Source organism: Pseudomonas putida, from assembly GCA_029953615.1.
Classification (GTDB): Bacteria; Pseudomonadota; Gammaproteobacteria; order Pseudomonadales; family Pseudomonadaceae; genus Aquipseudomonas.
Genome location: CP124529.1, coordinates 2073376 through 2099106, shown reverse-complemented (window position 1 = coordinate 2099106; position 25731 = coordinate 2073376). Strand labels below are relative to the sequence as shown.

General features: G+C 63.2%; 18 protein-coding genes and 2 pseudogenes. 15 read left to right on the top strand and 5 right to left on the bottom strand.

Annotation, left to right across the window (positions count from 1 at the left end):
• Nucleotides 1–147: 147 nt before the first annotated feature.
• The 5 genes and pseudogenes from QIY50_09590 (at nt 148) to gcvP (ending at nt 7651) form a co-directional block, all read left to right on the top strand.
• The gene (locus tag QIY50_09590) at nt 148–1149 is read left to right on the top strand and encodes an extracellular solute-binding protein (protein WGV22390.1); all 1002 of its coding nucleotides are present in this window, start codon (nt 148–150) and stop codon (nt 1147–1149) included.
• A 162-nt stretch (nt 1150–1311) separates the two neighbouring features.
• A complete protein-coding gene (locus QIY50_09585) occupies nt 1312–2934 on the top strand; it encodes an iron ABC transporter permease (protein WGV22389.1) in 1623 nt (540 codons plus the stop codon).
• A 125-nt stretch (nt 2935–3059) separates the two neighbouring features.
• A pseudogene (gcvT, locus tag QIY50_09580) lies at nt 3060–4143 on the top strand (glycine cleavage system aminomethyltransferase GcvT).
• A gap of 51 nt (nt 4144–4194) precedes the next feature.
• Nucleotides 4195–4578: a glycine cleavage system protein GcvH gene (gene gcvH / locus QIY50_09575; protein WGV22388.1), complete on the top strand. Its 384-nt coding sequence runs from the start codon at nt 4195–4197 to the stop codon at nt 4576–4578.
• Nucleotides 4579–4777: 199 nt separating this feature from the next.
• Nucleotides 4778–7651, top strand: a complete 2874-nt coding sequence (gene gcvP, locus QIY50_09570; protein ID WGV22387.1) for an aminomethyl-transferring glycine dehydrogenase — start codon at nt 4778–4780, stop codon at nt 7649–7651.
• A 126-nt stretch (nt 7652–7777) separates the two neighbouring features.
• Here the strand turns inward: gcvP and QIY50_09565 are convergent, their stop codons facing one another.
• The 3 genes from QIY50_09565 to QIY50_09555 form a co-directional block, all read right to left on the bottom strand.
• Entirely contained in the window at nt 7778–8092 is a 315-nt protein-coding gene (locus QIY50_09565; GenBank protein ID WGV22386.1) for a DUF2388 domain-containing protein, read from the bottom strand.
• 89 nt (nt 8093–8181) lie between these two features.
• A complete protein-coding gene (locus QIY50_09560) occupies nt 8182–9867 on the bottom strand; it encodes a GspE/PulE family protein (GenBank protein WGV22385.1) in 1686 nt (561 codons plus the stop codon).
• 205 nt (nt 9868–10072) lie between these two features.
• Nucleotides 10073–10378 carry a hypothetical protein gene (locus QIY50_09555; GenBank protein WGV22384.1) on the bottom strand — a complete coding sequence of 102 codons (306 nt, stop codon included), beginning with the start codon at nt 10376–10378 and terminating at the stop codon, nt 10073–10075.
• A gap of 126 nt (nt 10379–10504) precedes the next feature.
• Here QIY50_09555 and QIY50_09550 point away from each other — a divergent pair, with 126 nt between their 5' ends.
• Nucleotides 10505–10975, top strand: coding sequence for an Lrp/AsnC family transcriptional regulator (locus QIY50_09550; GenBank protein WGV22383.1), 471 nt, complete (start codon nt 10505–10507; stop codon nt 10973–10975).
• A 116-nt stretch (nt 10976–11091) separates the two neighbouring features.
• Here QIY50_09550 and QIY50_09545 read toward each other — a convergent pair whose 3' ends face one another.
• Nucleotides 11092–12459 carry a CYTH domain-containing protein gene (locus QIY50_09545; protein WGV22382.1) on the bottom strand — a complete coding sequence of 456 codons (1368 nt, stop codon included), beginning with the start codon at nt 12457–12459 and terminating at the stop codon, nt 11092–11094.
• Between the two features lie 231 nt (nt 12460–12690).
• On the opposite strand from QIY50_09545, the gene argE reads away from it, so the two are divergent.
• Both argE and argA read left to right on the top strand, forming a co-directional pair.
• Complete coding sequence (argE, locus tag QIY50_09540; protein ID WGV22381.1) at nt 12691–13833, top strand: acetylornithine deacetylase; 1143 nt, start codon at nt 12691–12693, stop codon at nt 13831–13833.
• Between the two features lie 124 nt (nt 13834–13957).
• Complete coding sequence (argA, locus tag QIY50_09535) at nt 13958–15256, top strand: amino-acid N-acetyltransferase (protein WGV22380.1); 1299 nt, start codon at nt 13958–13960, stop codon at nt 15254–15256.
• Nucleotides 15257–15406: 150 nt separating this feature from the next.
• On the opposite strand, the gene QIY50_09530 is transcribed toward argA, so the two are convergent.
• Nucleotides 15407–16783 carry a glutamine synthetase family protein gene (locus QIY50_09530; GenBank protein ID WGV22379.1) on the bottom strand — a complete coding sequence of 459 codons (1377 nt, stop codon included), beginning with the start codon at nt 16781–16783 and terminating at the stop codon, nt 15407–15409.
• 574 nt (nt 16784–17357) lie between these two features.
• Here QIY50_09530 and QIY50_09525 point away from each other — a divergent pair.
• The 7 genes and pseudogenes from QIY50_09525 to QIY50_09495 all read left to right on the top strand — a co-directional run bounded on the left by QIY50_09525 (nt 17358) and on the right by QIY50_09495 (nt 25668).
• Nucleotides 17358–18716, top strand: a complete 1359-nt coding sequence (locus QIY50_09525; GenBank protein WGV22378.1) for a glutamine synthetase family protein — start codon at nt 17358–17360, stop codon at nt 18714–18716.
• A 46-nt stretch (nt 18717–18762) separates the two neighbouring features.
• Nucleotides 18763–20124: an aspartate aminotransferase family protein gene (locus QIY50_09520; protein ID WGV22377.1), complete on the top strand. Its 1362-nt coding sequence runs from the start codon at nt 18763–18765 to the stop codon at nt 20122–20124.
• Nucleotides 20125–20295: 171 nt separating this feature from the next.
• The gene (locus QIY50_09515; GenBank protein WGV22376.1) at nt 20296–21393 is read left to right on the top strand and encodes a polyamine ABC transporter substrate-binding protein; all 1098 of its coding nucleotides are present in this window, start codon (nt 20296–20298) and stop codon (nt 21391–21393) included.
• Between the two features lie 158 nt (nt 21394–21551).
• Nucleotides 21552–22647: pseudogene (locus QIY50_09510) on the top strand (polyamine ABC transporter substrate-binding protein).
• A 71-nt stretch (nt 22648–22718) separates the two neighbouring features.
• A complete protein-coding gene (gene potA, locus QIY50_09505; protein ID WGV22375.1) occupies nt 22719–23861 on the top strand; it encodes a polyamine ABC transporter ATP-binding protein in 1143 nt (380 codons plus the stop codon).
• The gene (locus QIY50_09500) at nt 23858–24778 is read left to right on the top strand and encodes an ABC transporter permease subunit (GenBank protein ID WGV22374.1); all 921 of its coding nucleotides are present in this window, start codon (nt 23858–23860) and stop codon (nt 24776–24778) included. Before potA ends, QIY50_09500 begins: the two co-directional genes overlap by 4 nt.
• Complete coding sequence (locus QIY50_09495) at nt 24775–25668, top strand: ABC transporter permease subunit (GenBank protein WGV22373.1); 894 nt, start codon at nt 24775–24777, stop codon at nt 25666–25668. The genes QIY50_09500 and QIY50_09495 overlap by 4 nt, the downstream gene beginning before the upstream one ends.
• Nucleotides 25669–25731 lie beyond the last annotated feature (63 nt).

The window sequence follows — 25731 nt, the reverse complement described above, 5'->3', positions numbered from 1 at the left end:
CTTGTGAGATCCCTGTGGGAGCTGGCTTGCCGGCGATGGGCTGCGCAGCAGCCCCCTCTGCAACATCCGGTAACGGCTATGTAGATGAGTCGGAAAATGGGATTCACTACCATTTGCGCCTCTCATACGATCCGAGGAGTGCTTTCCATGTTGCCACGCAAGCCCCTACTGGCCGCCCTGGCCCTGACCTTGTTCGGCGGCACCGCCCAGGCGGCAGACGAAGTGGTGGTGTACTCCTCGCGCATCGATGAGCTGATCAAGCCGGTGTTCGATGCCTATACCGCAAAGACCGGGGTCAAGATCAAGTTCATCACCGACAAGGAAGCCCCGCTGATGCAGCGCATCAAGGCCGAGGGCGAAAATGGCGTGGCCGACCTGCTGCTGACCGTCGATGCCGGCAACCTGTGGCAGGCCGAGCAGATGGGCATCCTGCAGCCGATCAAGTCCGACATCATCGACCAGAACATCCCGCCGCAGTACCGCGCCTCGTCCCACGACTGGACCGGCCTGAGCCTGCGCGCCCGCACCATCATCTACTCCACCGAGCGGGTCAAGCCGCAGGAACTGAGCACCTACGAAGCCCTGGCCGACAAGCAGTGGGAAGGTCGCCTGTGCCTGCGCACGGCGAAAAAGGTGTACAACCAGTCGCTGACCGCCACCCTGATCGAGACCCACGGCGAGGCGAAGACCGAGCAAATCGTCAAAGGCTGGGTCAACAACCTGTCCACCGATGTGTTCTCCGACGACAACGCAGTGATCCAGGCCATCGAGGCCGGCCAATGCGACGTGGGCGTGGTCAACACCTACTACTACGGCCGCCTGCACAACCAGAACCCGAAGCTGCCGGTGAAGATCTTCTGGCCCAACCAGGGTGATCGAGGCGTGCACGTGAACCTGTCGGGTATCGGCCTGACCAAGCATGCACCGCACCCGGAAGCGGCGAAAAGGCTGGTGGAATGGATGACTGGCGAAGAGGCGCAGAAGCTGTTTGCCGACATCAATCAGGAGTTCCCGGCCAACCCGAAGGTCAAGCCATCGGAAGAAGTGGCGGCGTGGGGCAGCTTCGAGGCTGACAGCATTCCGGTGGAAATCGCAGGCAAGCGCCAGGCTGAAGCGATTCGCTTGATGGATCGGGCTGGCTGGAACTAAGCGCCAGGCTTTATCCTTCCGGGGCCTTTCAGGGCCTCTTCGCGGGCATGCCCGCTCCCACAGGCACCGCACAATGCTTGAATCCTGTGCAATTCCTGTGGGAGCGGGCGTGCCCGCGAACGACCGCAAAACGGTCGCAAATCAGCCATCGAGACATTCAACTTGCCCCACACCCCCCAACGCCGCTGGTACCTCCCGGTCACCCTGGTCGCCGCCCTGGTGCTCCTGCCCCTGAGCGTTCTGCTGTTGTCCTGGCAAACCATCGACCTGCAGATCTGGTCGCACCTGCTCGACACCCAGATGACTCGCCTGCTGGGCAATACCCTGACGCTGGTGGTGGGTGTGGGCATCGGCGTCACCGTGCTCGGCGTCAGCCTGGCCTGGCTGACCAGCCTCTGCGAGTTCCCCGGCCGGCGCTGGCTGGACTGGGCGCTAATGCTGCCGTTCGCTATCCCGGCCTACGTACTGGCGTTCGTCTTCGTCGGCCTGCTGGACTTCGCCGGCCCTGTGCAGAGCGCCCTGCGCGAGGTGTTCGGGCCGATGCGCCTGCCGCGGGTGCGTTCCACTGGCGGGGTGATTGTCGTCCTGGTGCTGGTGTTCTACCCCTATGTCTACCTGCTGGCGCGTACCGCATTCCTGGCCCAGGGCAAGGGCCTGATGGAGGCTGCACGAGTGCTGGGGCTGTCCCCGCTGCAAGCGTTCTGGCGCGTGGCCCTGCCCATGGCACGGCCGGCGATCGGCGCCGGTATTGCCTTGGCCCTGATGGAAACCCTGGCCGACTTCGGCGCGGTGGCGGTATTCAACTTCGACACCTTCACCACGGCGATCTACAAGACCTGGTACGGCTTCTTCAGCCTGTCCAGTGCGGCCCAGCTGGCCAGCCTGTTGCTACTGGCGGTGATGCTGGTGCTGTATGGCGAGCGCCGGGCCCGGGGTGCCAGCCGCAGCGGCAACGAGCGGCCGCGCGGGCAGGCGCTGTACCAACTGCACGGGTTCAAGGCATTGCTGGCCAGTGGCTGGTGCCTGCTGGTGTTCGCCTGCGCCTTCGTCATCCCGCTGCTGCAACTGCTGGCGTGGTTCTGGCAGCGTGGGCGGCATGACCTGGACGAGCGCTATGTCGGCCTGGTGCTGCACACCCTGTACTTGGGTGGCATGGCGGCGCTGGTCACGGTGTGCGTGGCGTTGCTGCTGGCGTTTGCCCGGCGCCAGGCACCGACGGGCGGTATCCGCGCCGGGGTAGGCCTGGCCAACCTGGGCTACGCCTTGCCCGGCTCGGTGCTGGCGGTGTCGATCATGCTGGCCTTCAGTTACCTCGACAACCACCTGGTCATCCCGTTGTCGAGCTGGTTGGGCGGGGCCGGCAAGCCACTGCTGCTGGGCAGCCTGGGCGCGTTGCTGCTGGCCTACCTGGTGCGCTTCATCGCGGTGGCATACGGGCCGCTGGAGAGCAGCCTGGAGCGTATCCGCCCGTCACTGCCTGAGGCATCCCGCAGCCTTGGCGTCGGTGGCGCGGGATTGTTTTTCAAGGTGTATCTGCCGCTGCTGGTGCCTGGCGCGCTCAGCGCCGCCTTGCTGGTGTTTGTCGATGTGCTCAAGGAAATGCCGGCCACCTTGCTGATGCGCCCGTTCGGCTGGGACACCCTTGCGGTGCGGGTGTTCGAGATGACCAGCGAGGGTGAGTGGGCGCGTGCCTCGCTGCCGGCACTGACCTTGGTGCTGGTGGGGCTGCTGCCGGTCATCGGCCTGATCCGCCGTTCGGCCCGTCGACCCGGTCACAGTCACTGAGGGTGTCAGCCCGCGCCCTTGCGGCTACAATGCGCGGCACTCGCGCGGCGGGTCCTACACAAGAAGAGCTGACGACCCAACGTCATCGACCGCCGCCGCTTCGCCACGCCCGGAAGGAGAAACCCATGGGACAGCGCACGCTTTTGTATGACCTGCACCTGGCGCTGGGCGCCAAGACGGTCGATTTCGGTGGCTGGGACATGCCCCTGCACTATGGCTCGCAGGTCGAGGAGCACCATCAGGTGCGCAGCGATTGCGGGGTGTTCGATGTGTCCCACATGACCGTGATCGATGTCGAGGGTAGCGACGCCACTGCCTGGTTGCAGCGCTTGCTGGCCAACGATGTGGCCCGTCTCGACGATATCGGCAAGGCGCTGTATAGCCCGTTGCTTCAGGAGCAGGGCACGGTCATCGACGACCTGATCGTCTACCGCACCGAAACCGGCTACCGCCTGGTCACCAACGCCGCCACCCGGGCCAGGGTACTCGATTGGCTGGCAGCACAGCGTGCCGGTTTTGCCGTGGACTTCCGGGTCCGCCCGGACCTGGCCATCCTCGCCATCCAGGGCCCGCATGCACGCGAGAAGGTGGCCGCCTTGCTCAGCCCCGCGCGCGCCGCGCTGATTCGCGAGCTGCGCCCGTTCGAGGGCATTGCCGAAGGCGACTGGTTCATTGCCCGCACCGGTTATACCGGTGAAGACGGACCTGGAGATCATTCTTCCTGGCGAGCAGGCCGTGGCCTTCTTCAACGACCTGGTCGGCGCCGGTATTGCCCCAAGTGGCCTTGGCGCCCGCGACACCCTGCGCCTGGAAGCCGGCATGAACCTGTACGGCCAGGACATCGACGAAACACACACACCGCTCACCTCCAATCTGGGCTGGAGCATTGCCTGGGAGCCAGCCGAGCGCAACTTCATCGGCCGCACCGGCTTGCTGGCGGAAATCGAGAACGGCGTGCAGGAAAAACTGGTCGGCCTGGTGCTGGAAGAGCGCGGCGTGCTGCGTGCCCATCAGGTAGTGCGTGTAGCCGGGATTGGCGAAGGAGAGATCACCAGTGGTAGTTTCTCGCCTACGCTGAGCAAGTCCATTGCCCTTGCACGCGTGCCCATGGCCACCGGCGACCGGGCCGAGGTGGAAATCCGCGGCAAGTGGTACCCGGTGCGGGTGGTCAAACCGACCTTCGTGCGCCACGGCAAGATCCTGATCTGAACAATTTTTAACCGGCGGGCGTACCGCTGAGCCAATCGAGGAATTCAAGACATGAGCAATATCCCCGCCGACCTGCGTTTTGCCGAAAGCCACGAGTGGGCTCGCCTGGAAGCCGACGGCAGCGTGACCGTGGGTATCAGTGACCACGCCCAGAAAGCCCTGGGTGACGTGGTGTTCGTCGAGCTGGCCGAAGTCGGCAAGGTGTTGGCCGCTGGCGACGCTGCCGGTGTGGTCGAGTCGGTCAAGGCCGCTTCGGACATCTATGCCCCGGTCGCCGGCGAAGTGATCGCGGTCAACGACGAACTGGCAGACAGCCCTGAGTTGCTCAACGAAGAGCCTTACGAGTCGTGGATCTTCAAGCTCAAACCAAGCAACCCGGCCGAGCTGGACAAGCTGCTGGATGCTGCAGGTTACGCGGCCGCGATCGGCGAGTAAGACCGCGTCGCCTGCTTCGCGGGCATGCCCGCTCCCACAGGGGTCGCGCCAGCCTCAGTGTGGTCTTGTGGTTGACCTGTGGGAGCGGGCATGCCCGCGAAGAGGCCGATACTGCAAAACAAGTTTCCCCGCACAATCGGCAATCCCTTCCTAGACTTGTAAGTCTCCATGAGAGCTGGCCTAGGAAGAGAGCGTCGTCATGTCCCAGTCGCCATCCCTGCATCAACTGCAAGAGCTCAACCCGTTCCTGCGTCGCCACCTGGGCCCGGATGCCACGGAGCAGCAGGCCATGCTCAACGCGCTGGGTGCCGCCAGCCGCAGTGAGCTGATCGAGCAGACCGTACCGCCAGACATCCGCCTCAATCGCCCCCTCGACCTGCCTCCGGCGCTGGGCGAACAGGCCGCCCTGGCCAAGCTCGCCGGGTACGCCGGGCAGAATCAGGTCTGGACTAGCCTGATCGGCATGGGCTACCACGGCACCATCACCCCCACGGTCATCCTGCGCAACGTGCTTGAGAACCCGGGCTGGTACACCGCCTATACGCCCTATCAGCCCGAGATTGCCCAAGGTCGGCTGGAGGCGCTGCTGAACTTCCAGCAAATGGTCATCGACCTCACCGGGCTGGCTCTGGCCAATGCCTCGCTGCTCGACGAAGCCACCGCCGCCGCCGAGGCCATGGCCCTGGCCAAGCGGGTGGCGCGCAACAAGAGCAATGCTTTTTTCGCCGACCAGCACTGTCACCCGCAGACCCTGTCGGTACTCAAGACCCGTGCCGAGGGCTTCGGCTTCGAGCTGATCGTCGATTCTGTGGATAACCTTGGCAGGCACGCTGTGTTCGGGGCCTTGCTGCAGTACCCGGATACTCACGGCGAGGTGCGCGACCTGCGCCCGCTGATCGACCATCTGCACAGCCAGCATGCCCTGGCCTGTGTGGCCGCCGACCTGCTCAGCCTGGTGGTGCTGGCACCGCCCGGGGAGCTGGGCGCCGATGTGGTGCTGGGCTCGACCCAGCGCTTTGGCGTACCGATGGGCTATGGCGGCCCCCACGCCGCCTATTTCGCCTGCAGGGATGACTACAAGCGAGCCATGCCGGGGCGCATCATCGGCGTGTCGCGCGATGCGCGTGGCAACACCGCGCTGCGCATGGCGCTGCAAACCCGCGAGCAGCATATCCGCCGCGAGAAGGCCAACTCCAACATCTGCACGGCCCAGGTTCTGCTGGCCAACATTGCCGGCTTCTACGCGGTGTACCACGGCCCGGAAGGCCTGCAGCGCATTGCCCAGCGTGTGCACCGGCTGACCTTCATCCTGGCCGCCGGCCTCGAAGCCAAGGGTATCAAGCGCCTCAACCAGCATTTCTTCGACACCCTGACTCTGGATGTCGGTGGCACCCAGGCGGCTATTATCGAAAGTGCCGAAGCCGCGCAGATCAACCTGCGTATCCTCGGCCGCGGGCACCTGGGTGTGAGCCTGGATGAGACCTGTACGGAGCAGACGGTGCTGCGTCTGTTCGATATCTTCCTGGGGGTGGACCACGGCCTGGACATAGCCACACTCGACCAGCAGGCTCTGCCCGAAGGCATCCCCGCCAGCCTGGTGCGGCGCACGCCGTTCCTCGCCCACCCGGTGTTCAACCTGCACCACAGCGAAACCGAGATGCTGCGTTACCTCAAGCAGCTCGAGAACAAGGACCTGGCGCTGAACCAGTCGATGATCCCGTTGGGTTCGTGCACCATGAAACTCAATGCCACCAGCGAGATGATCCCCATCACCTGGCCTGGCTTTGCCCAGCTGCACCCGTTTGCCCCGGCGGCGCAGGCCACCGGCTACAAAGCGATGATCGACGAACTGGAAGGCTGGCTGTGCGCCATTACCGGCTTCGATGCCATCTGCATGCAGCCCAACTCCGGCGCCCAGGGCGAGTACGCCGGCCTGATGGCCATTACCCGCTACCACCGCAGCCGACACCAGCCGCATCGCACGCTGTGCCTGATCCCGTCGTCGGCCCACGGCACCAACCCGGCATCGGCGCAAATGGCCGGCATGGAGGTGGTGATTGTCGATTGCGACGCTGATGGCAACGTCGACCTGGCCGACCTCAAGGCCAAGGCCCACGCGGCCGGGGACCGTTTGTCGTGCCTGATGATCACTTACCCGTCGACCCACGGCGTGTACGAAGAGGGCATTCGCGAAATCTGCGAGGTGGTTCATCAGCACGGTGGCCAGGTGTACATGGACGGTGCCAACCTCAATGCCCAGGTGGGGCTGGCGCGTCCGGCGGATATCGGCGCTGACGTTTCGCACATGAACCTGCACAAGACCTTCTGCATCCCCCATGGCGGAGGCGGCCCGGGCATGGGCCCGATTGGCATTCGCGCGCACCTCAAGCCGTTCGTCGCCAGCCACCCGGTGGTGCCGGTGCCCGGCCTGGACCCGAACAACAGCGCGGTCAGCGCCGCGCCCTGGGGCAGTGCGAGCATCTTGCCGATCAGCTGGATGTACATCGCCATGATGGGGCCGCAACTGGCCGATGCCAGCGAGGTGGCGATCCTCTCGGCCAACTACCTGGCCAGCCAGCTGGCTCGCGCTTTCCCGGTGCTGTACCGCGGGCGCAACCAGCGCGTGGCGCATGAGTGCATCCTCGACCTGCGGCCGCTGAAGGCGCTGACTGGCATCAGCGAAGAGGATGTGGCCAAGCGCCTGATGGACTATGGCTTCCACGCGCCTACGATGTCGTTCCCGGTGCCGGGCACGCTGATGGTCGAGCCGACCGAGAGTGAGTCGAAGGCCGAACTGGACCGCTTCGTCGAGGCAATGCTGGCGATTCGGGCGGAAATCGGCGAAGTGCAGGAGGGCAACTGGCCGGCGGAGAACAACCCGCTCAAGCATGCGCCGCATACCCTGGCCGATGTGCTGGCTGTGTGGGACAGGCCCTACAGCCTGGAGCAGGCGGTGGCGCCCAGTGCTCACGTGCGCCAGCACAAGTACTGGCCAGCGGTGAACCGGGTCGACAACGTGTATGGGGACAGGAATCTGTTCTGTGCTTGTGTGCCGGTGGAGGCGTATCGGTAGGGCTGAAAATTGGTGTTGGCTTCATCGCCGGCAAGCCAGCTCCCACAGGTATTGCACAGCTTGGAGGGCGACGCAATCCTGTGGGAGCCGGCTTGCCGACGATCGGGGGCGAGGCCCCCGCTGCGGTTACTCGGTTACCGCATTTTTGGCCAGGATGGCATTGGCCAGTTCCATGTCGGAAGCCTGCAGCCCCGGGTTTTCCGCGCGGGCCTGGCGAATCGCCGCTTCAAGGAACGGCCCGCGGATAGCGCCTTCGCTGGCCACGAAGCTACCGGCGTCGTCCTGCGCCGCCATCACCAGCTTGTGATCCCCGGAAGTCAGATAGCTCGATGCCGTGGTAGCACCGGTAGTCATCACGTTACGCCAGAAGGTATCGGCCATGGCCGAGCCAATAGGCAGCGAGAGCAAGGCAGCGGCAGCGATGGCGGTTTTGAAACGCATGTTGAAACACCTCGAAGGGTGAGGGTTGAAGATGCGCGGTTTGATCCTGCTACAGGGCTGCAAGTTCCTTGAATACAAGGGATTTTTGCTCAGGAACAGGCCCGCAGCACTTCCTCTTGGCGGGTTTGCCCACGGGCCACTTTTGCCTCTCCGCTGCGGCGTAGATCAAGCAGCCCATCCGCTACGGCCTGACGCCGCAAACTGGCCAAGTCGCTGCCTGGACCTATCTGGGCGCGCAGGCTGTCGCTGGGCACCAGCAGTTCGAACAACCCTGTGCGCCCGTGAAACCCGGTGCCACGACAGGTGCGGCACGGCTGGCCACCGGGCAGCGCTGCATTTCCCCGGCAATCTGCGCACAGTGTGCGCACCAACCGCTGGGCCATGACCCCGACCAGCGTCGCCTTGATCAGGTAGTCGGCCACCCCCAGTTCCTGCAGGCGAGTGATCGCACCACAGGCATCGTTGGTATGCAGGGTGGACAGCACCAAGTGCCCGGTCAGGGCCGCTTGCACCGCCACCAGGGCAGTTTCGCGGTCGCGGATTTCGCCGATCATGATGATGTCCGGGTCCTGGCGTAGCATGGCCCGCACACCGTTGGCGAAACCCAGGTCCAGGGCGGGCTGCACCTGCAGTTGGTTGAAGGCCGGTTCCAGGCGCTCGATCGGGTCTTCGATGGTGCACAGGTTGACCTGCGGTGTGGCCAGCAGCTTTAGGCTGGCGTACAGCGTGCTGGTCTTGCCGGAACCGGTGGGGCCAGTGACCAGAATGATGCCCTGACGCTGGCGCAGCAAGCCTTTCCACTGTTCCAGTTGAAGCCCGTCCAGGCCGAGCCGGTCGAAGCCTTCTTGCAACTGTTGCGGGTCGAACAGGCGCAGTACCAGTTTTTCGCCGAACGGGGTCGGCAGGGTCGACAGCCGCAGTTCCACCTCGCCGCCGCCAGGCAGGCGGCTTTGCAGCCGGCCATCCTGCGGCCGGCGCTTTTCCGCGACGTCCATGCGCCCCAGGTGTTTCAGGCGGCTGACCAGCGCCAGGGCAACCCCGGCGGGGAAGGCATAGACGCTGTGCAGCAGGCCGTCGATGCGGTAGCGCAGCTGGCCCTGCTCGCGGCGTGGTTCCAGGTGGATATCGCTGGCGCGTTGCTCGATTGCGTACTGCAGCAACCAGTCGACGATATGCACGATGTGCGCGTCGTCCGCGCTGGCCTCGGCCTGGCGCTTGCCCAGCTCCAGCAACTGTTCGAGTTCGCCCAGGCTGGCTGACTGCTGGTATTGCGCGCTTTTTACCGATTGGGCCAGGCGCTGGAATGACTGCCCTGCCTGGCGGATCTGCTGGGGGCTGGCCAGCACACGGTGGATCGGCCGGCCCAGGCTGCGGGTGAGATCGGCCTGCCAGTCGTCCTGGTAGGGCTGGGCGCTGGCGACGGTGACGCTGCCGGTGTCGGCGGCGACGATGAGGATGCCATGGCGCTGGGCGAAAGCCGGGGATATCAGGCCGCTGACCTGGGGCAGGTCCAGTTGCAGCGGGTCGATGCGCAGGTAGGGCTGGCCGACCTTGTTGGCCAGCCAATGGCAGAGGTGGTCCAGGTCGAGGCGGCGGCCGGGGTTCTGACGGTCTTCGACGTCACAGGCGTCGATCTGTTCCAGTGGGTGGAGGGTGGGGCAGGTAGCGGCATGTTCGAGTACTTGCAGGGTGTCGTTGGCATGCAGGCGCAGGTCGGCGAGCAGGGCCTGGAGCACGCGCTTGAGGTCGAGTGCCGGGTTGTCGGGGGTATGCATGGTTGGCGTCCGTGCCTGATAGGGGATGCTGATCAAGGCTAGACGGGCGGGGCTGGGTTGATGGGGATGAAGGGTTTCGGGATCTTGCAGTGCCTGTGCTGGCCTCTTCGCGGGCTCGCCCGCTCCCACAGGATTATCACCGACCTCAGCCTTGTGGTGTACCTGTGGGAGCGGGCGAGCCCGCGAAGGGGCCAAAGCGGATGGCTCAGACCACCGCCAGCTCCACCCGCTGCAGGTTGCTCAGACTCACCTCACCCACACACACCAGGTTACGCAGTTTCTGCGCAATCACTTCGGCCCGGTGCCAGCTCAGGCCACCGATGCCGACCTCGATTTCCAGCCAGTCATCCTGCTGGCTGACCTGCACGCTGTGCGGGGTCAGGAACTGCAGGGCAAACAGGTTGAGCACTCGGCACAGGCTGTCAGGCTCGGCCTCGGCCTGCAGGCGATAGTGCACGGTGCTGTGGGCGCTGCTGGCGGCCCAGGCGTCGGTACGGGGCTGTGCGTTCATGCTGGTCTCCGCGAATGTGGGAGAAATTCTTGCACGTTGGCAGCGGTATTTTTTCGCTATGATTTGAGCATTTCGCTGCATTGGCGAATTGTTCTATTCATTAAGTGCTGTTCAGGAGAATTTTTGATGCACAGCGAGCTGGACGCCTATGACCGCCGTATCCTCGAGCTGCTGCAGGAGGACGCTTCGCTGTCCAGCGCGCAGATCGCCGAACGCGTGGGGCTGTCGCAATCACCGTGTTGGCGGCGTATCCAGCGGTTGAAGGAGGAGGGAGTGATTCGCGGGCAGGTAACCCTGCTGGACCGCAAGAAGGTCGGCCTGAACACGCAGATTTTCGCCGAGGTGAAACTGAACGCCCACGGGCGCTCCAACTTCGCCGAGTTCACCGACGCGATCCGCGGGTTTCCGGAGGTGCTCGAGTGTTATGTGCTGATGGGGTCGGTGGACTTTCTGCTGCGCATTGTCACCTCGGATATCGAGGCTTATGAACGGTTCTTCTTCGAAAAGCTGTCGAACGTGCCGGGAATTCAGGAAGTGAACTCGATCGTGGCGCTGTCGGAGATCAAGTCCACCACCAGCCTGCCACTGTCGCGCTGAGGCATTCGCGGCGGTTCGGCGCCCCGACTCGCCCGCTCCCACAGGTGCTGTGCAGGCCCAGGCCTTGTGCAGTTCCCTGTGGGAGCGGGCAAGCCCGCGAAGCAGGCTACGCGGTATCAAGCCTTGAGCAGGTGCTTCCAGCCGCGGCTCTGATCTACCGCCCGGGCCTGTTCGATACGCGCTTCCAGCACTTCATCGCTGATCGGCTGTTCAGACAGCTCATGCAGCTTCTTCAGGTCGCCATACAGGCGGTCCATCTGCGGAGCCTCAAGCACCTGACGAGCATGGTGCAGCCAGGCCAGCAGCTGTTCGATACGCGGCAGTTGCTCAGCCAGGTCTTCCGGACGCTGGGTATACAGCGGCAGCTTCAACGCTCGGCCTTCTTCGCCCAGCAGGTGTGCCAGCCAGCTTGCCAGCTGCGCCTTGCCCTGGCGCTCGCCGCGGCCTTTGCGCTCCACGGTCCAGGCGCGGGCCAGCAGCCAGCGCGAGGTTTCCAGCGAGAACTGGCCCCACCGCACGTCTTCCAGCTCTTCGGCGAACTGCTCGGGGGCGGCGCGACGGATATCTTCGTCGTCATTGCCGGCCTGCACCAAAGGGCGCCAGTCTTCGAGCAGGGCGTCGAGGCTGCTGCGCAGGTCGCGGGTGGTGGCGCGCGGCGCGGCCTGGCCCAGGCTGGCGGTAACGGCACGCAGCTCGGTCAGGCACTCGACCCAGTCCTGCAACAGGCGCCAGTGGCCGTTGTGGCGATATTGCTCCGCCAGGCGCTGGCTGCTGCCCAGCAGTTGCCAGGCCAGTGCGGCGTAGGCGTCGTCCACGGCCATTTCGGCCTCCAGCTCGGTGTGCGGCAGGCTCAGCTCGTAGCTGTCCGGCTCCAGCAGGCGGTAGCCACGCTCGGCCTTGCTGATGTCGCATGGCATCAGCGGCAGGCTGGCGGCCAGCTCGGCGGCCAGTTCCAGCAGCGCCTGTGGCTCGCCTTCACGCAGTTCCAGTTCCAGCTCGCAGATTTCTTCCTTGCGCTTGCCGGCGATCACGAAGCCCTGGTCGAGTGCGGCCTCGATCACTACCTTGCTCTTGCCACGGCCCCAGGCGATTTCGGCGTATTCACGGCTGAAGTCGGTGGTGAACAGCGGCTTGATGGTCTTTTTGTCCAGGCTGGCCAGTTGCGCGGGCCAGCAGCTGTCGTCGAGCTTCTTCAGGTCGAGCTTGACCTTGTCCAGCTGCCATTCGTGCTCGTTGCGCTCGGACAGGCCGGCCACGCTGGTGCCGCGGCACTTGAGAGTCTGGATGACGGCTTCGCCATCGCGGCGCAGGCGCAGGGCGACGCGGGCAGCGGAGAGCTCGCGCTCGGGGGTGTCGAAGTACTGGTTGAGCAGTTCGCGGGTCTGCCAGCCGGACTTGTTGCGCTTCTTCAGCAGAGGGTGCTCGCGCAGGGCGGCAAGGGTCTCGCGGCTGGCGCGGAGCTTGAGTTCGGTTTCTTTGTGCATCACAGGCTCGAAGGAGGGGGCGTGGTTGCCCAGCAGTCTACAGGAGTCGGCTCTCGTCTGTTGGATCGTGGTGGCCTTCTTCGCGGGCTTGCCCGCTCCCACAGGTACAGCATCGCTTTCAAGGGCGGTGCAACCCCTGTGGGAGCGGGCGAGCCCGCGAAGAAGCCCACACGGTTGCCCCGCGAACGATTGGCATTGCTATGATGGGCAACGCTTCCGAGGAGTACGCGCATGCCGTTGCCGACGCTGAAAGACCAGTTCGCCGCCCTGATTGCCGCGCCCTCGGTCAGTTGCACCCAGCCTGCGCTGGACCAGTCCAATCGCCAGGTCATCGACCTGCTGGCCGGCTGGCTGGGCGACCTGGGTTTCAAGTGCGACATCCAGCAGGTCAGCCCCGGCAAGTTCAACCTGCTGGCCAGCCGTGGCACTGGCCCGGGTGGCCTGGTGCTGGCGGGGCACAGCGACACCGTACCTTATGATGAACAGCTGTGGGCCAGTGACCCGCTGAAGCTGACCGAAACCGATGGCCGCTGGGTCGGTCTGGGCAGCTGCGACATGAAGGGCTTCTTCGCACTGGTCATCGAAGCGGTCACCCCATTGCTGGAGCACGACTTCAAACAGCCGCTGCTGATCCTTGCCACCTGTGACGAAGAAAGCTCCATGTCCGGCGCCCGTGCGCTGGCCGAGGCCGGCCAGCCGCTCGGCCGTGCGGCAGTGATCGGCGAACCCACCGGGCTGCGGCCGATCCGCATGCACAAGGGCATCCTCATGGACCGCATCGACATCCTCGGGCGCAGCGGCCACTCTTCGGACCCAAGCCTGGGCCGCAGCGCCATGGAGGCCATGCACGCAGTAATGAGCGAGTTGATGGGTTTGCGCCAGCAATGGCAGCAGGCCTACCGCAACCCGCAATTCACCGTGCCGACCCCGACCATGAACTTCGGCTGCATTCACGGCGGCGACAACCCCAACCGTATCTGCGGCCAGTGTGCCCTGGAGTTCGACCTGCGCCCGCTGCCAGGCATGGATGTGGAGCAACTGCGTGCGGCCATCCGCGCCAGGCTGGTACCGGTGGCAGAGCGCTTCGAGGTGCGCATCGACTATGCGCCTTTGTTCCCGGAGGTGCCGCCATTCGAGCAGGCCGCCGACACCGAGCTGGTGCAAGTGGCGGAGCGCCTGACCGGCCATCGCGCCGAAGCGGTGGCGTTCGGCACCGAAGCGCCTTATCTTCAGCAGCTGGGTTGCCAGACCATCGTGCTGGGCCCCGGCGACATCGCTTGTGCCCACCAGCCGGGCGAGTACCTTGAAATGTCACGAATCGAGCCTACCGTGCGTCTATTGCGTGACCTGATCCGGCACTATTGCCTGGACTAAACGTCAACCGGACTGATTCGTTCCTGCCTAGAGGAGACCGCGCGTGACCGCAAGCCTGTTCCGACGATGATCCTGAACGCCCCCTGTATCGCCGTTCTCCGTCCACTTATCCACAGGCCCTGTCATGCCCGACTACGTCAACTGGCTGCGTCATGCCTCCCCGTACATCAATGCCCATCGCGACTGCACCTTCGTGGTCATGCTCCCTGGCGATGGGGTGGAACACCCTAATTTCGGCAACATCGTCCACGACCTGGTACTGCTGCACAGCCTGGGCGTGCGCCTGGTGCTGGTACATGGCTCGCGCCCGCAGATCGAAAGCCGCCTGGCGGATCGGGGCCTGACCCCGCACTACCACCGTGGTCTGCGCATTACCGACGCCGCCACCCTGGACTGCGTGATCGATGCTGTGGGCGCCCTGCGCCTGGCCATCGAGGCGCGCCTGTCGATGGACATCGCCGCTTCGCCGATGCAGGGCTCGCGCCTGCGCGTGGCGTCCGGCAACCTGGTCACGGCGCGGCCGATCGGCGTGCTCGAAGGTGTGGACTACCACCACACCGGCGAAGTGCGCCGGGTCGACCGCAAGGGGATCAGCCGCCTGCTCGACGAGCGCTCCATCGTGCTGTTGTCGCCGCTGGGCTACTCGCCCACGGGGGAAATTTTCAACCTGGCCTGCGAAGACGTGGCCACCCGCGCCGCCATCGAACTGGGTGCCGACAAGCTGCTGCTGTTCGGTGCCGAGCCGGGCCTTCTGGATGCCGATGGCAAGCTGGTGCGTGAGCTGCGCCCGCAGCAGGTTGCTCCGCATTTGCAGCGTCTGGGCAGTGATTACCAGGGCGAATTGCTGGATGCCGCGGCCGAAGCCTGCAAAGGCGGTGTGGCGCGCAGCCATATCGTCAGCTATGCCGAGGACGGCGCCTTGCTGACCGAGCTGTTCACCCGTGGTGGTGGCGGCACGTTGGTGTCGCAGGAGCAGTTCGAAGTGGTGCGCGAGGCAACCATCGAGGATGTGGGCGGTTTGCTGGAGCTGATCAGCCCGCTGGAAGAGCAGGGCATCCTGGTACGTCGCTCGCGCGAGGTGCTGGAGCGGGAGATCGAGCAATTCAGCGTGGTCGAGCGCGAAGGCATGATTATCGCCTGTGCGGCGTTGTACCCGATTGCCGACTCCGACGCCGGCGAACTGGCGTGCCTGGCGGTGAACCCGGAGTACCGCCATGGCGGGCGTGGTGACGAACTGCTGGAACGTATCGAGAGCCGGGCGCGGCAGTTGGGGCTGAACACCTTGTTCGTGCTGACGACGCGAACCGCGCACTGGTTCCGCGAACGCGGGTTTGCGCCGAGTGGGGTGGAGCGGCTGCCGGCGGCGCGGGCTTCGCTGTACAACTACCAGCGCAACTCGAAAATCTTCGAGAAGCCCTTGTAAGCCTGTACCGGCCTCTTCGCGGGCTCGCCCGCTCCCACAGGGTACTCACAAGGCCTGAAACCTGTGGTGTACCTGTGGGAGCGGGCAAGCCCGCGAAGCAGGCGACACCGATCTCAAACAAGAACGCCGCCCTGTGGGCGGCGTTTTCGTTTACACGGTATGCAGGTACCAGTTGTACTCGAGGTCGGAGATCGAGTGCTCGAACTCCTCCAGCTCGCTCTCCTTGCACGCGACGAAGATGTCGATGTACTTCGGATCGATGTACTTGTTCAGGATCTCGCTGTCGTCCAGCTCGCGCAGGGCATCGCGCAGGTTGTTCGGCAGGCTCTGCTCCAGCTGCTCGTACGAGTTGCCTTCGATCGGCGCACCCGGCTCGACCTTGTTGGTCAGGCCATGGTGTACGCCGGCCAGCACGGCGGCCATCATCAGGTACGGGTTGGCGTCGGCACCGGCCACGCGATGCTCGATACGCACGGCGTCCGGCGAACCGGTCGGCACGCGCAGGGCCACGGTGCGGTTGTCCAGGCCCCAGCTAGGCGCGTTCGGTACATAGAACTGCGCACCGAAGCGGCGGTACGAGTTGACGTTCGGGCAAAGGAACGCCATCGAAGCGGGCAGGGTCTCGAGCACACCGCCGACAGCGTGACGTAGCGCGGCGTTCTGCTCGGGATCCTCGCTGGTGAAGATGTTGTTGCCATCTTTGTCCAGCACGGAAATGTGTACATGCAGGCCGTTGCCTGCCTGGCCCGGGTAGGGCTTGGCCATGAAGGTGGTGTCCATTTCATGGTCGTAGGCGATGTTCTTGATCAACCGCTTGAGCAGTACCGCGTAGTCGCAGGCCTTGAGCGGGTCGGCCACGTGGTGCAGGTTGACTTCGAACTGCGCCGGGGCGCTTTCCTTGACGATGGCGTCGGCCGGGATACCTTGCTCTTTCGCGCCTTCGAGGATGTCCTGCAGGCAGTCGGCATATTCGTCGAGGTCGTCGATCAGGTACACCTGGGTCGACTGCGGGCGTTTGCCGGAAATGGGCGAGCGTGGCGGCTGCGGGCGGCCGTTCACGTTCTCCTGGTCGATCAGGTAGAACTCCAGCTCGAATGCGGCGCAGATGGTCAGGCCCATTTCGGTGAACTTGCTCACGACCTGGCGCAGTACTTCACGCGGGTCGGCGAAGAACGGCTCGCCTTCGAGCTCGTGCATGGTCATCAGCAGCTGGGCGGTGGGGCGCTTTTGCCACGGCTCATTACAGAGTGTGTCAGGGATTGGATAGCAGATGCGGTCAGCATCGCCGATATCCAGGCCCAGCCCGGTGCTTTCGACGGTGGAACCGTTGATGTCCAGGGCGAAGAGGGAGGCCGGCAGGTTGATGCCTTTCTCGTAAACCTTGTGGAGGCTGGTGCGCTCTATGCGCTTGCCACGCACCACACCATTCATATCTGCAATCAGAAGGTCAACGTAGAGAACCTCAGGATGTTCCTTAAGGAACGCGTTCGCTTCGTTAAGCTGAACGGCACGCGGGGGTACCGACATGATGCAACACCTTTGTTGTTAAAAATATCAATCAAGGGGGGCTTGCAAGACCAGTCAATCGAAAAGACAAACTGATGTCAAGCCAACCCCATGATGCCCTGAAATGGCTCATCGACGGCAGATTTGCTGCATATCGGGGCAAGCCATTATCCGCTATTTACCGCACGAAGGGCTATCTCCGACGAGCCGTGTTTTATTTTTTACGGAGGTGTTGTGTAAAAAAATGAACAAGGCTAAGCTCGGTCTCAACCCAGAACACAATAATACGAGGGTCACATGGTCCGCTTGCCGCGACCTGAAAGCACTGCCTGCGCAGTGCCATCGGGTACATCCGTCATTTTTGCAAGCTTCGTCGATGGCGTTGCCGCCCTGGCCGCAATAATTGACGTTTGGCGCGCCCGGACCTGCCCTCGTAGCGGCTTGCCGCCCTTCGTTTCGTCTTCCTGCCTTTCGAACTCATTACGGACGCACCTGTTTTCAGTGTATCCACTGTGGCTCTGCGCGGGGGTTTTTGCTTTAGCAATGTACTCCATCCAGAATCAGTGCGCGGACCACCTTACCTCCTGAGGTATTTATGAGTAACAACCTCGACCAGCTCACCGATTGGTTGAAAGAGCACAAGATCACCGAAGTCGAATGCATGATCAGTGACCTGACCGGCATCACTCGCGGCAAAATTTCGCCTACCAACAAGTTCATCGCCGAAAAAGGCATGCGCTTGCCCGAGAGCGTGCTGCTGCAGACCGTGACCGGCGATTACGTCGACGACGACATCTATTACGAACTGCTGGACCCGGCGGACATCGACATGATCTGCCGCCCCGACGAGAACGCCGTGTTCCTCGTGCCATGGGCCATCGAGCCGACCGCCCAGGTGATCCACGACACCTACGACAAGAAGGGCAACCCGGTCGAACTATCGCCGCGCAACGTCTTGAAGAAAGTGCTCAAGCTCTACGCTGACAAGGGCTGGCAGCCGATTGTCGCGCCAGAGATGGAGTTCTACCTGACCAAGCGCAGCGAAGACCCTGACTTCCCGCTGCAGCCCCCGGTAGGCCGCTCGGGCCGCCCGGAAACCGGCCGCCAGTCGTTCTCGATCGAAGCCGCCAACGAATTCGACCCGCTGTTCGAAGACGTTTACGACTGGTGCGAACTGCAGCAGCTGGACCTCGACACGCTTATCCATGAAGACGGCACGGCGCAGATGGAGATCAATTTCCGTCATGGCAATGCCCTGCACCTGGCCGACCAGATCCTGGTGTTCAAGCGCACCATGCGCGAGGCCGCGCTCAAGCACAATGTCGCCGCCACCTTCATGGCCAAGCCCATGACCGGCGAGCCAGGCAGTGCCATGCATCTGCACCAGAGCGTGGTCGACGTGGCTACCGGCAAGAACATCTTCAGCAACGACGACGGCAGCATGAGCGAACTGTTCCTGCACCACATCGGTGGCCTGCAGAAGTTCATCCCCGAGGCGCTGCCGCTGTTTGCCCCCAACGTCAACTCGTTCCGCCGCTTCCTGCCCGACACCTCGGCGCCGGTGAACGTGGAGTGGGGCGAGGAAAACCGTACCGTCGGCCTGCGCGTGCCGGACGCCGGCCCGCAAAGCCGCCGGGTCGAGAACCGCCTGCCAGGCGCCGACGCCAACCCTTACCTGGCCATTGCCGCCAGCCTGCTGTGTGGCTACATCGGCATGGTCGAAGGCATCGACGCCAGCGCGCCGGTGCAGGGCCGTGGCTACGAACGCCGCAACCTGCGCCTGCCACTGACCATCGAAGATGCCTTGGAACGCATGGAAAACAGCCGTGCACTGGTGCAGTACCTGGGCAAGAAGTTCATCACCGGCTACGTCGCTACCAAGCGCGCCGAGCACGAGAACTTCAAGCGAGTCATCAGTTCCTGGGAGCGTGAGTTCCTGCTGTTTGCTGTCTGATAAATCTGGTGCCGCAGGACGCGGCTGTCGAACAACGGAGAAGCACATGAGCGTCAACAACCCGCAAACCCGTGAATGGCAAACCCTGAGCGGGGAGCATCACCTCGCGCCCTTCAGTGATTACAAGCAGCTGAAGGAAAAGGGGCCGCGCATCATCACCAAGGCCCAGGGTGTGCATTTGTGGGATAGCGAGGGGCACAAGATTCTCGACGGCATGGCTGGCCTGTGGTGCGTGGCAGTAGGCTACGGCCGTGAGGAACTGGTGCAGGCGGCAGAAAAGCAGATGCGCGAGCTGCCGTATTACAACCTGTTCTTCCAGACTGCCCACCCGCCTGCGCTGGAGCTGGCCAAGGCCATCTCCGACGTGGCGCCACAGGGCATGACCCATGTGTTCTTCACCGGTTCCGGCTCCGAAGGCAACGACACCGTGCTGCGCATGGTCCGCCACTACTGGGCGCTGAAAGGCAAGCCACAGAAGCAGACCATCATCGGCCGCATCAACGGCTACCACGGCTCCACCGTGGCTGGTGCCAGCCTGGGCGGCATGAGCGGCATGCACGAGCAAGGCGGCCTGCCGATCCCTGGCATCGTGCATATCCCGCAGCCTTACTGGTTCGGCGAAGGTGGCGACATGACCCCGGATGAGTTCGGGGTGTGGGCAGCCGAGCAGCTGGAGCAGAAAATCCTCGAAGTCGGCGAAGACAACGTCGCCGCTTTCATCGCCGAGCCGATCCAGGGTGCCGGCGGCGTGATCATCCCGCCGGAAACCTACTGGCCGAAGGTGAAGGAGATTCTCGCCAGGTACGACATCCTGTTCGTCGCCGACGAAGTGATCTGCGGCTTCGGCCGCACCGGCGAGTGGTTCGGTTCCGACTACTACGACCTCAAGCCCGACCTGATGACCATCGCCAAGGGCCTGACCTCCGGTTACATCCCCATGGGCGGTGTGATCGTGCGTGACACCGTGGCCCAGGTACTCAGCCAAGGCGGCGACTTCAACCACGGCTTCACCTACTCCGGCCACCCGGTAGCGGCGGCGGTGGGCCTGGAAAACCTGCGCATCCTGCGCGACGAGAAAATCGTCGAGAAGGCGCGCACCGAAGCGGCACCGTATTTGCAAAAGCGTTTGCGTGAACTGCAGGACCACCCGCTGGTGGGCGAGGTACGCGGCCTGGGCCTGCTCGGCGCGATCGAGCTGGTCAAGGACAAGGCCACCCGCAGCCGTTACGAAGGCAAGGGCGTGGGCATGATCTGCCGCACCTTCTGCTTCGACAATGGCCTGATCATGCGCGCGGTGGGGGACACCATGATCATCGCGCCACCGCTAGTGATCAGCCACGCGGAGATCGACGAACTGGTGGAAAAGGCACGCAAATGCCTGGACCTGACGCTCGAAGCGATTCGTTGACAGTTTGCTAGGCTAGCGATGTGACATTAAGTCGTTACAAGGCCCTGCTTTCCTTGATACAGAGCCTTGTAACTTGCCAGACTAGCGACTGTTTCAGTCGCCGCGCGCTCTGCACCGTAGGTCCTGGCTGCTGAACAGATGGCTAAACAAAAAAATTCTGGAGCATTACGCATGAATAAAATGGGCAAGACGTTGCTGGCCGCCGCCCTGATGGGCGCCATGGCTACCGCTGTTCAGGCTGAAGACAAGGTGTTGAACGTCTACAACTGGTCGGACTACATCGCTCCGGACACCATTGCCAAGTTCGAGAAGCAGACCGGTATCAAGGTCAAGTACGACGTGTTCGACAGCAACGAAACCCTCGAAGCCAAGCTGCTGGCCGGCAAGTCCGGCTACGACATCGTGGTGCCGTCCAACAACTTCCTGGCCAAGCAGATCAAGGCTGGCGTGTACGAGGAGCTGGACCGCTCCAAGCTGCCGAACTGGAAGAACCTCGACCCTGACCTGCTCAAGGCCGTTGGCGATGCCAGCGACAAGGACAACAAGCACGCCTTCCCGTACATGTGGGGCTCGATCGGCATCGGCTACAACCCGGAGAAGGTCAAGGCCGCGCTGGGCGTGGACAAGATCGACTCGTGGGACGTGGTGTTCAAGCCTGAGAACATCGCCAAGCTCAAGAGCTGCGGCGTGAGCTTCCTCGACGCCCCGACCGAAATGCTCCCGGCTGCGCTGCACTACCTCGGCAAGCCGACCGACAGCACCAAGAAGGAAGACCTGAAGGCCGCCGAGGACCTGTTCCTCAAGATCCGTCCTTCGATCACCTACTTCCACTCGTCCAAGTACATCGGCGACATGGCCAACGGCAACATCTGCGTAGCCGTCGGTTACTCGGGTGACCTGGAGCAGTCCAAGGCCCGTGCCCACGAAGCTGGCGACAAGGTCAAAGTGGACTACGTCATTCCGAAGGAAGGTGCCGGTACCTTCTACGACATGGTCGCTATCCCCAAGGATGCCGAGCACAAAGACGCTGCCTACCAGTTCATGAACTTCCTGATGCAGCCGGAAATCATGGCTGAAATCACCAACGCCGTGCGCTTCCCGAACGGCAACGCTGCCGCCACCCAGTTCGTGGACAAGGAAATCACCAGCGACCCAAGCATCTACCCACCAGCCGAAGTGAAGAAACAGCTGTACGCCATCGCTGCACCTGAAGCGAAGGCCCAGCGTGACATCACCCGCAGCTGGACCAAGATCAAGTCGGGCAAATAACCCCGATGCGGCACCTCTGGGCCGGGGGATCCCGGCCCAGAGCCAGTGAAAGGCAATTGATGATTGCGGCATCGAAGCTGCGAAGGTAAGTTGCGCGCCGGTTTTGCGTGTGCGGCAGCATTGTCGCTACCCAGGCACTGATTGTGAGGACCACCCACTTGTCCATTTCTGTATTCCGCAAAGCCTTGATGGCTGGAGCGGGCCTGACGCTGGCATGCAGCGTCCAAGCGGCGCCTACGGTGCACTTCTACAACTGGTCCGACTACGTCGGCCCGACCACACTCGCGGACTTCGAGAAAGCCACGGGCATCAAGCCCGTGCAAGACGTGTTCGATTCCAACGAAACCCTGGAAGGCAAGCTGCTGGCCGGCAATACCGGCTATGACGTGGTGGTGCCGTCCAACCATTTCCTCGGCAAGCAGATCAAGGCGGGCGCGTTCCAGAAGCTCGACAAGAACCTGCTGCCCAATTATTCCAACCTGGACCCGGCGCTGATGAAGCGCCTGGAAAGGAACGACCCGGGCAACCAGTACGCCGTGCCTTACCTGTGGGGCACCAACGGCATCGGTTACAACGTCGACAAGGTGAAGGCTGCGCTGGGCGTGGACACCATCGACTCCTGGGCAGTGCTGTTCGAGCCCGAAAACATGAAGAAGCTCGCCAAGTGCGGCGTGGCCTTCCTCGACTCGGCGGACGAAATGCTGCCGGCGGTGCTCAACTACATGGGGCTGGACCCCAATAGCACCAACCGCCAAGGACTACCAGGCCGCCGAGAAGAAACTGCTGGCGGTGCGCCCGTACGTGACCTACTTCCACTCGTCCAAGTACATCACCGACCTGGCCAACGGCGACATCTGCGTCGCGGCAGGTTTTTCGGGTGATGTGTTCCAGGCCAAGACCCGCGCCGAAGAGGCGAAGAAGGGCGTGAACCTGGCCTATGCCATTCCCAAGGAAGGCGGCAACCTCTGGTTCGACGTGCTGGCGATCCCCAAGGACGCCAAAAACGTCAAAGAGGCGCATGCCTTCATCAACTATTTGCTGAAGCCTGAGGTTATCGCCCAGGTCAGTGATTACGTCGGTTACGCCAACCCGAACCCCAAGGCTGGCGACCTGATGGACCAGGCCGTGAGGACTGACGCCGCGGTTTACCCACCGCAGGAAGTGCTGAACAAGATGTTCGTGAATTCAGAGTTGCCACCCAAGGTGCAACGGCTGATGACCCGTAGCTGGACCAAGGTCAAGTCGGGCAAGTAAAAATCCAGGCCCGTGGAGGCCCCTGTAGAACAGGGCTCGCGGGCACAAAAATCTTGTTGGGAGTTTCACTCATGGCAGTTGCCTCCGGTGCCTATAAAAAAGCCCTCGAGGGTGGCCAGCAACCCAAGCAGGTGCTGGTCAAGATCGACCGGGTCACGAAAAAGTTCGACGAAACGGTAGCCGTGGACGATGTGTCCCTGGAAATCCGCAAGGGCGAGATCTTCGCCCTGCTGGGTGGCTCCGGTTCCGGCAAGTCCACCTTGCTGCGCATGCTGGCCGGCTTCGAGCGTCCGACCGAAGGGCGGATCCTCCTCGATGGCGTCGACATCACCGACATGCCGCCCTACGAGCGGCCGATCAACATGATGTTCCAGTCCTACGCGCTGTTCCCGCACATGACCGTGGCGCAGAACATTGCCTTCGGCCTGCAGCAGGACAAGATGCCCAAGGCCGAGATCGACGCCCGCGTGGCCGAGATGCTCAAGCTGGTGCACATGACCCAGTACGCCAAGCGCAAGCCGCACCAGCTGTCCGGTGGCCAGCGCCAGCGCGTGGCCCTGGCCCGCTCGCTGGCCAAGCGCCCCAAGCTGCTGCTGCTCGACGAGCCGATGGGCGCGCTGGACAAGAAACTGCGTTCGCAGATGCAGCTGGAACTGGTGGAGATCATCGAGCGCGTGGGCGTGACCTGCGTGATGGTGACCCATGACCAGGAAGAGGCCATGACCATGGCCCAGCGCATCGCCATCATGCACCTGGGCTGGATCGCCCAGATCGGTTCGCCGGTGGACATCTACGAGACGCCTACCAGCCGCCTGGTGTGCGAGTTCATCGGTAACGTCAACCTGTTCGAAGGTGAAGTGGTCGACGACGCCGAAGGCCACGCGATCATTGCCAGCCCGGAGCTGGAGCGCAAGATCTACGTCGGCCACGGCATCACCACCTCGGTGGAAGACAAGCACATCACCTACGCCCTGCGCCCGGAAAAGATGCTGGTCACCACCCAGCAACCGACCTGCGAGCACAACTGGTCGCGCGGCAAGGTTCACGACATTGCCTACCTGGGTGGCCACTCGGTGTTCTATGTCGAGCTGCCGAGCGGCAAGGTCGTGCAGTCGTTCGTCGCCAACGCCGAGCGCCAGGGCACCCGCCCGACCTGGGGCGACGAAGTGTACGTGTGGTGGGAAGACGACAGCGGCGTGGTACTGCGGTCATGAAACTGCGCAAGCTCAAGCGAGCCTTCCAGCGCATTACCCCGGAGGGGCGGCACTTGGTGATCGGCGTGCCGTTCATCTGGCTGTTCCTGTTCTTCATGCTGCCGTTCTTCATCGTGTTGAAGATCAGCTTCGCCGAAGCCGACGTGGCGATCCCGCCGTATACCGAGATCTACAGCTACGTCGAAGACAAGATCCAGCTGGTGCTCAACCTGGCCAACTACGGCCTGTTGACCGAGGATGAACTGTATATTTCGGCCTACCTGGGCTCGCTGAAGATGGCCTTCTTCAGCACCTTGCTGTGCCTGCTGATCGGCTACCCGATGGCCTATGCCATTGCCAACGCCAAGAAGGAGACGCAGACGGTCCTGCTGTTGCTGATCATGATGCCGACCTGGACCGCGATCCTGATCCGCGTTTATGCCTGGATGGGGATTCTCAGCAACAACGGCCTGCTCAACGGCTTCCTGCTGTGGATCGGGTTGATCGACCAGCCGCTGCAAATCCTCAACACCAACCTGGCGGTGTACATCGGCGTGGTCTATTCGTACCTGCCGTTCATGATCCTGCCGCTGTTCGCCAACCTGGTGAAGCACGACGCGAGCCTGCTCGAGGCCGCTTCGGACCTGGGTTCGAGCACCTTCAACAGCTTCTGGAAGATCACCGTGCCACTGTCGAAGAACGGCATCATCGCCGGCTGCATGCTGGTGTTCATCCCGGTGGTTGGCGAGTTCGTGATCCCTGAGCTGCTGGGCGGCCCGGAAACCCTGATGATCGGCAAGGTGCTGTGGCAGGAATTCTTCAACAACCGTGACTGGCCGGTGGCCTCGGCGTTGGCGGTGGTGATGCTGGCGATCCTGATCGTGCCGATCCTGCTGTTCAACCGCAGCCAGGCCAAAGAAATGGAGGGCAGGACATGAAGCGCTTCAGTTTCTCCAAGCTGATGCTGGTGCTCGGCTTGCTGTTCATCTACCTGCCGATGCTGATCCTGGTGATCTACTCGTTCAACGCCTCCAAGCTGGTGACGGTATGGGGTGGCTGGTCGATCAAGTGGTACGTCGGCCTGCTCGACAACACCCAGCTGATGGGGTCGGTGATGCGCTCGCTGGAAATCGCCTGCTACACGGCGGTGGCAGCTGTGGCGCTGGGTACCCTGGCGGCGTTCGTACTGACCCGGGTTACCCGCTTCAAGGGCCGCACGCTGTTCGGTGGCCTGGTCACCGCGCCACTGGTAATGCCGGAAGTGATCACCGGTCTGTCGCTGTTGCTGCTGTTCGTGGCCATGGCGCAGATGATCGGCTGGCCGCAGGAGCGTGGCATCGTCACCATCTGGATCGCCCACACCACGTTCTGTGCGGCGTATGTGGCGGTGGTGGTGTCGGCACGCCTGCGTGAGCTGGATCTGTCGATCGAAGAGGCGGCGATGGACCTGGGGGCCAAGCCGTGGAAGGTGTTCTTCCTGATCACCATCCCGATGATCGCGCCATCGCTGGCAGCGGGCGGCATGATGTCGTTCGCGCTGTCGCTGGATGACCTGGTGCTGGCCAGCTTCGTGTCTGGCCCGGGCTCGACCACCTTGCCGATGGAAGTATTCTCTGCGGTGCGCCTGGGTGTGAAACCGGAGATCAACGCCGTGGCCAGCCTGATCCTGCTGTCGGTGTCGCTGGTGACCTTCTTCGTCTGGTACTTCAGCCGCCAGGCCGAAGAGCGTCGTCGCAAGGCAATTCAGCAGGCGATCGAAGAGGGTGCTGCGGCCAATGCCTCGCAGCCGCAGGTCAAGCGCCCGGTGCAGGTTACGGCTTCGGCCTGATCCGGCCCTTTCGCGGGCACGCCCGCTCCCACAGGGATATCACAGCTTTCAGGCTTGTGGTGA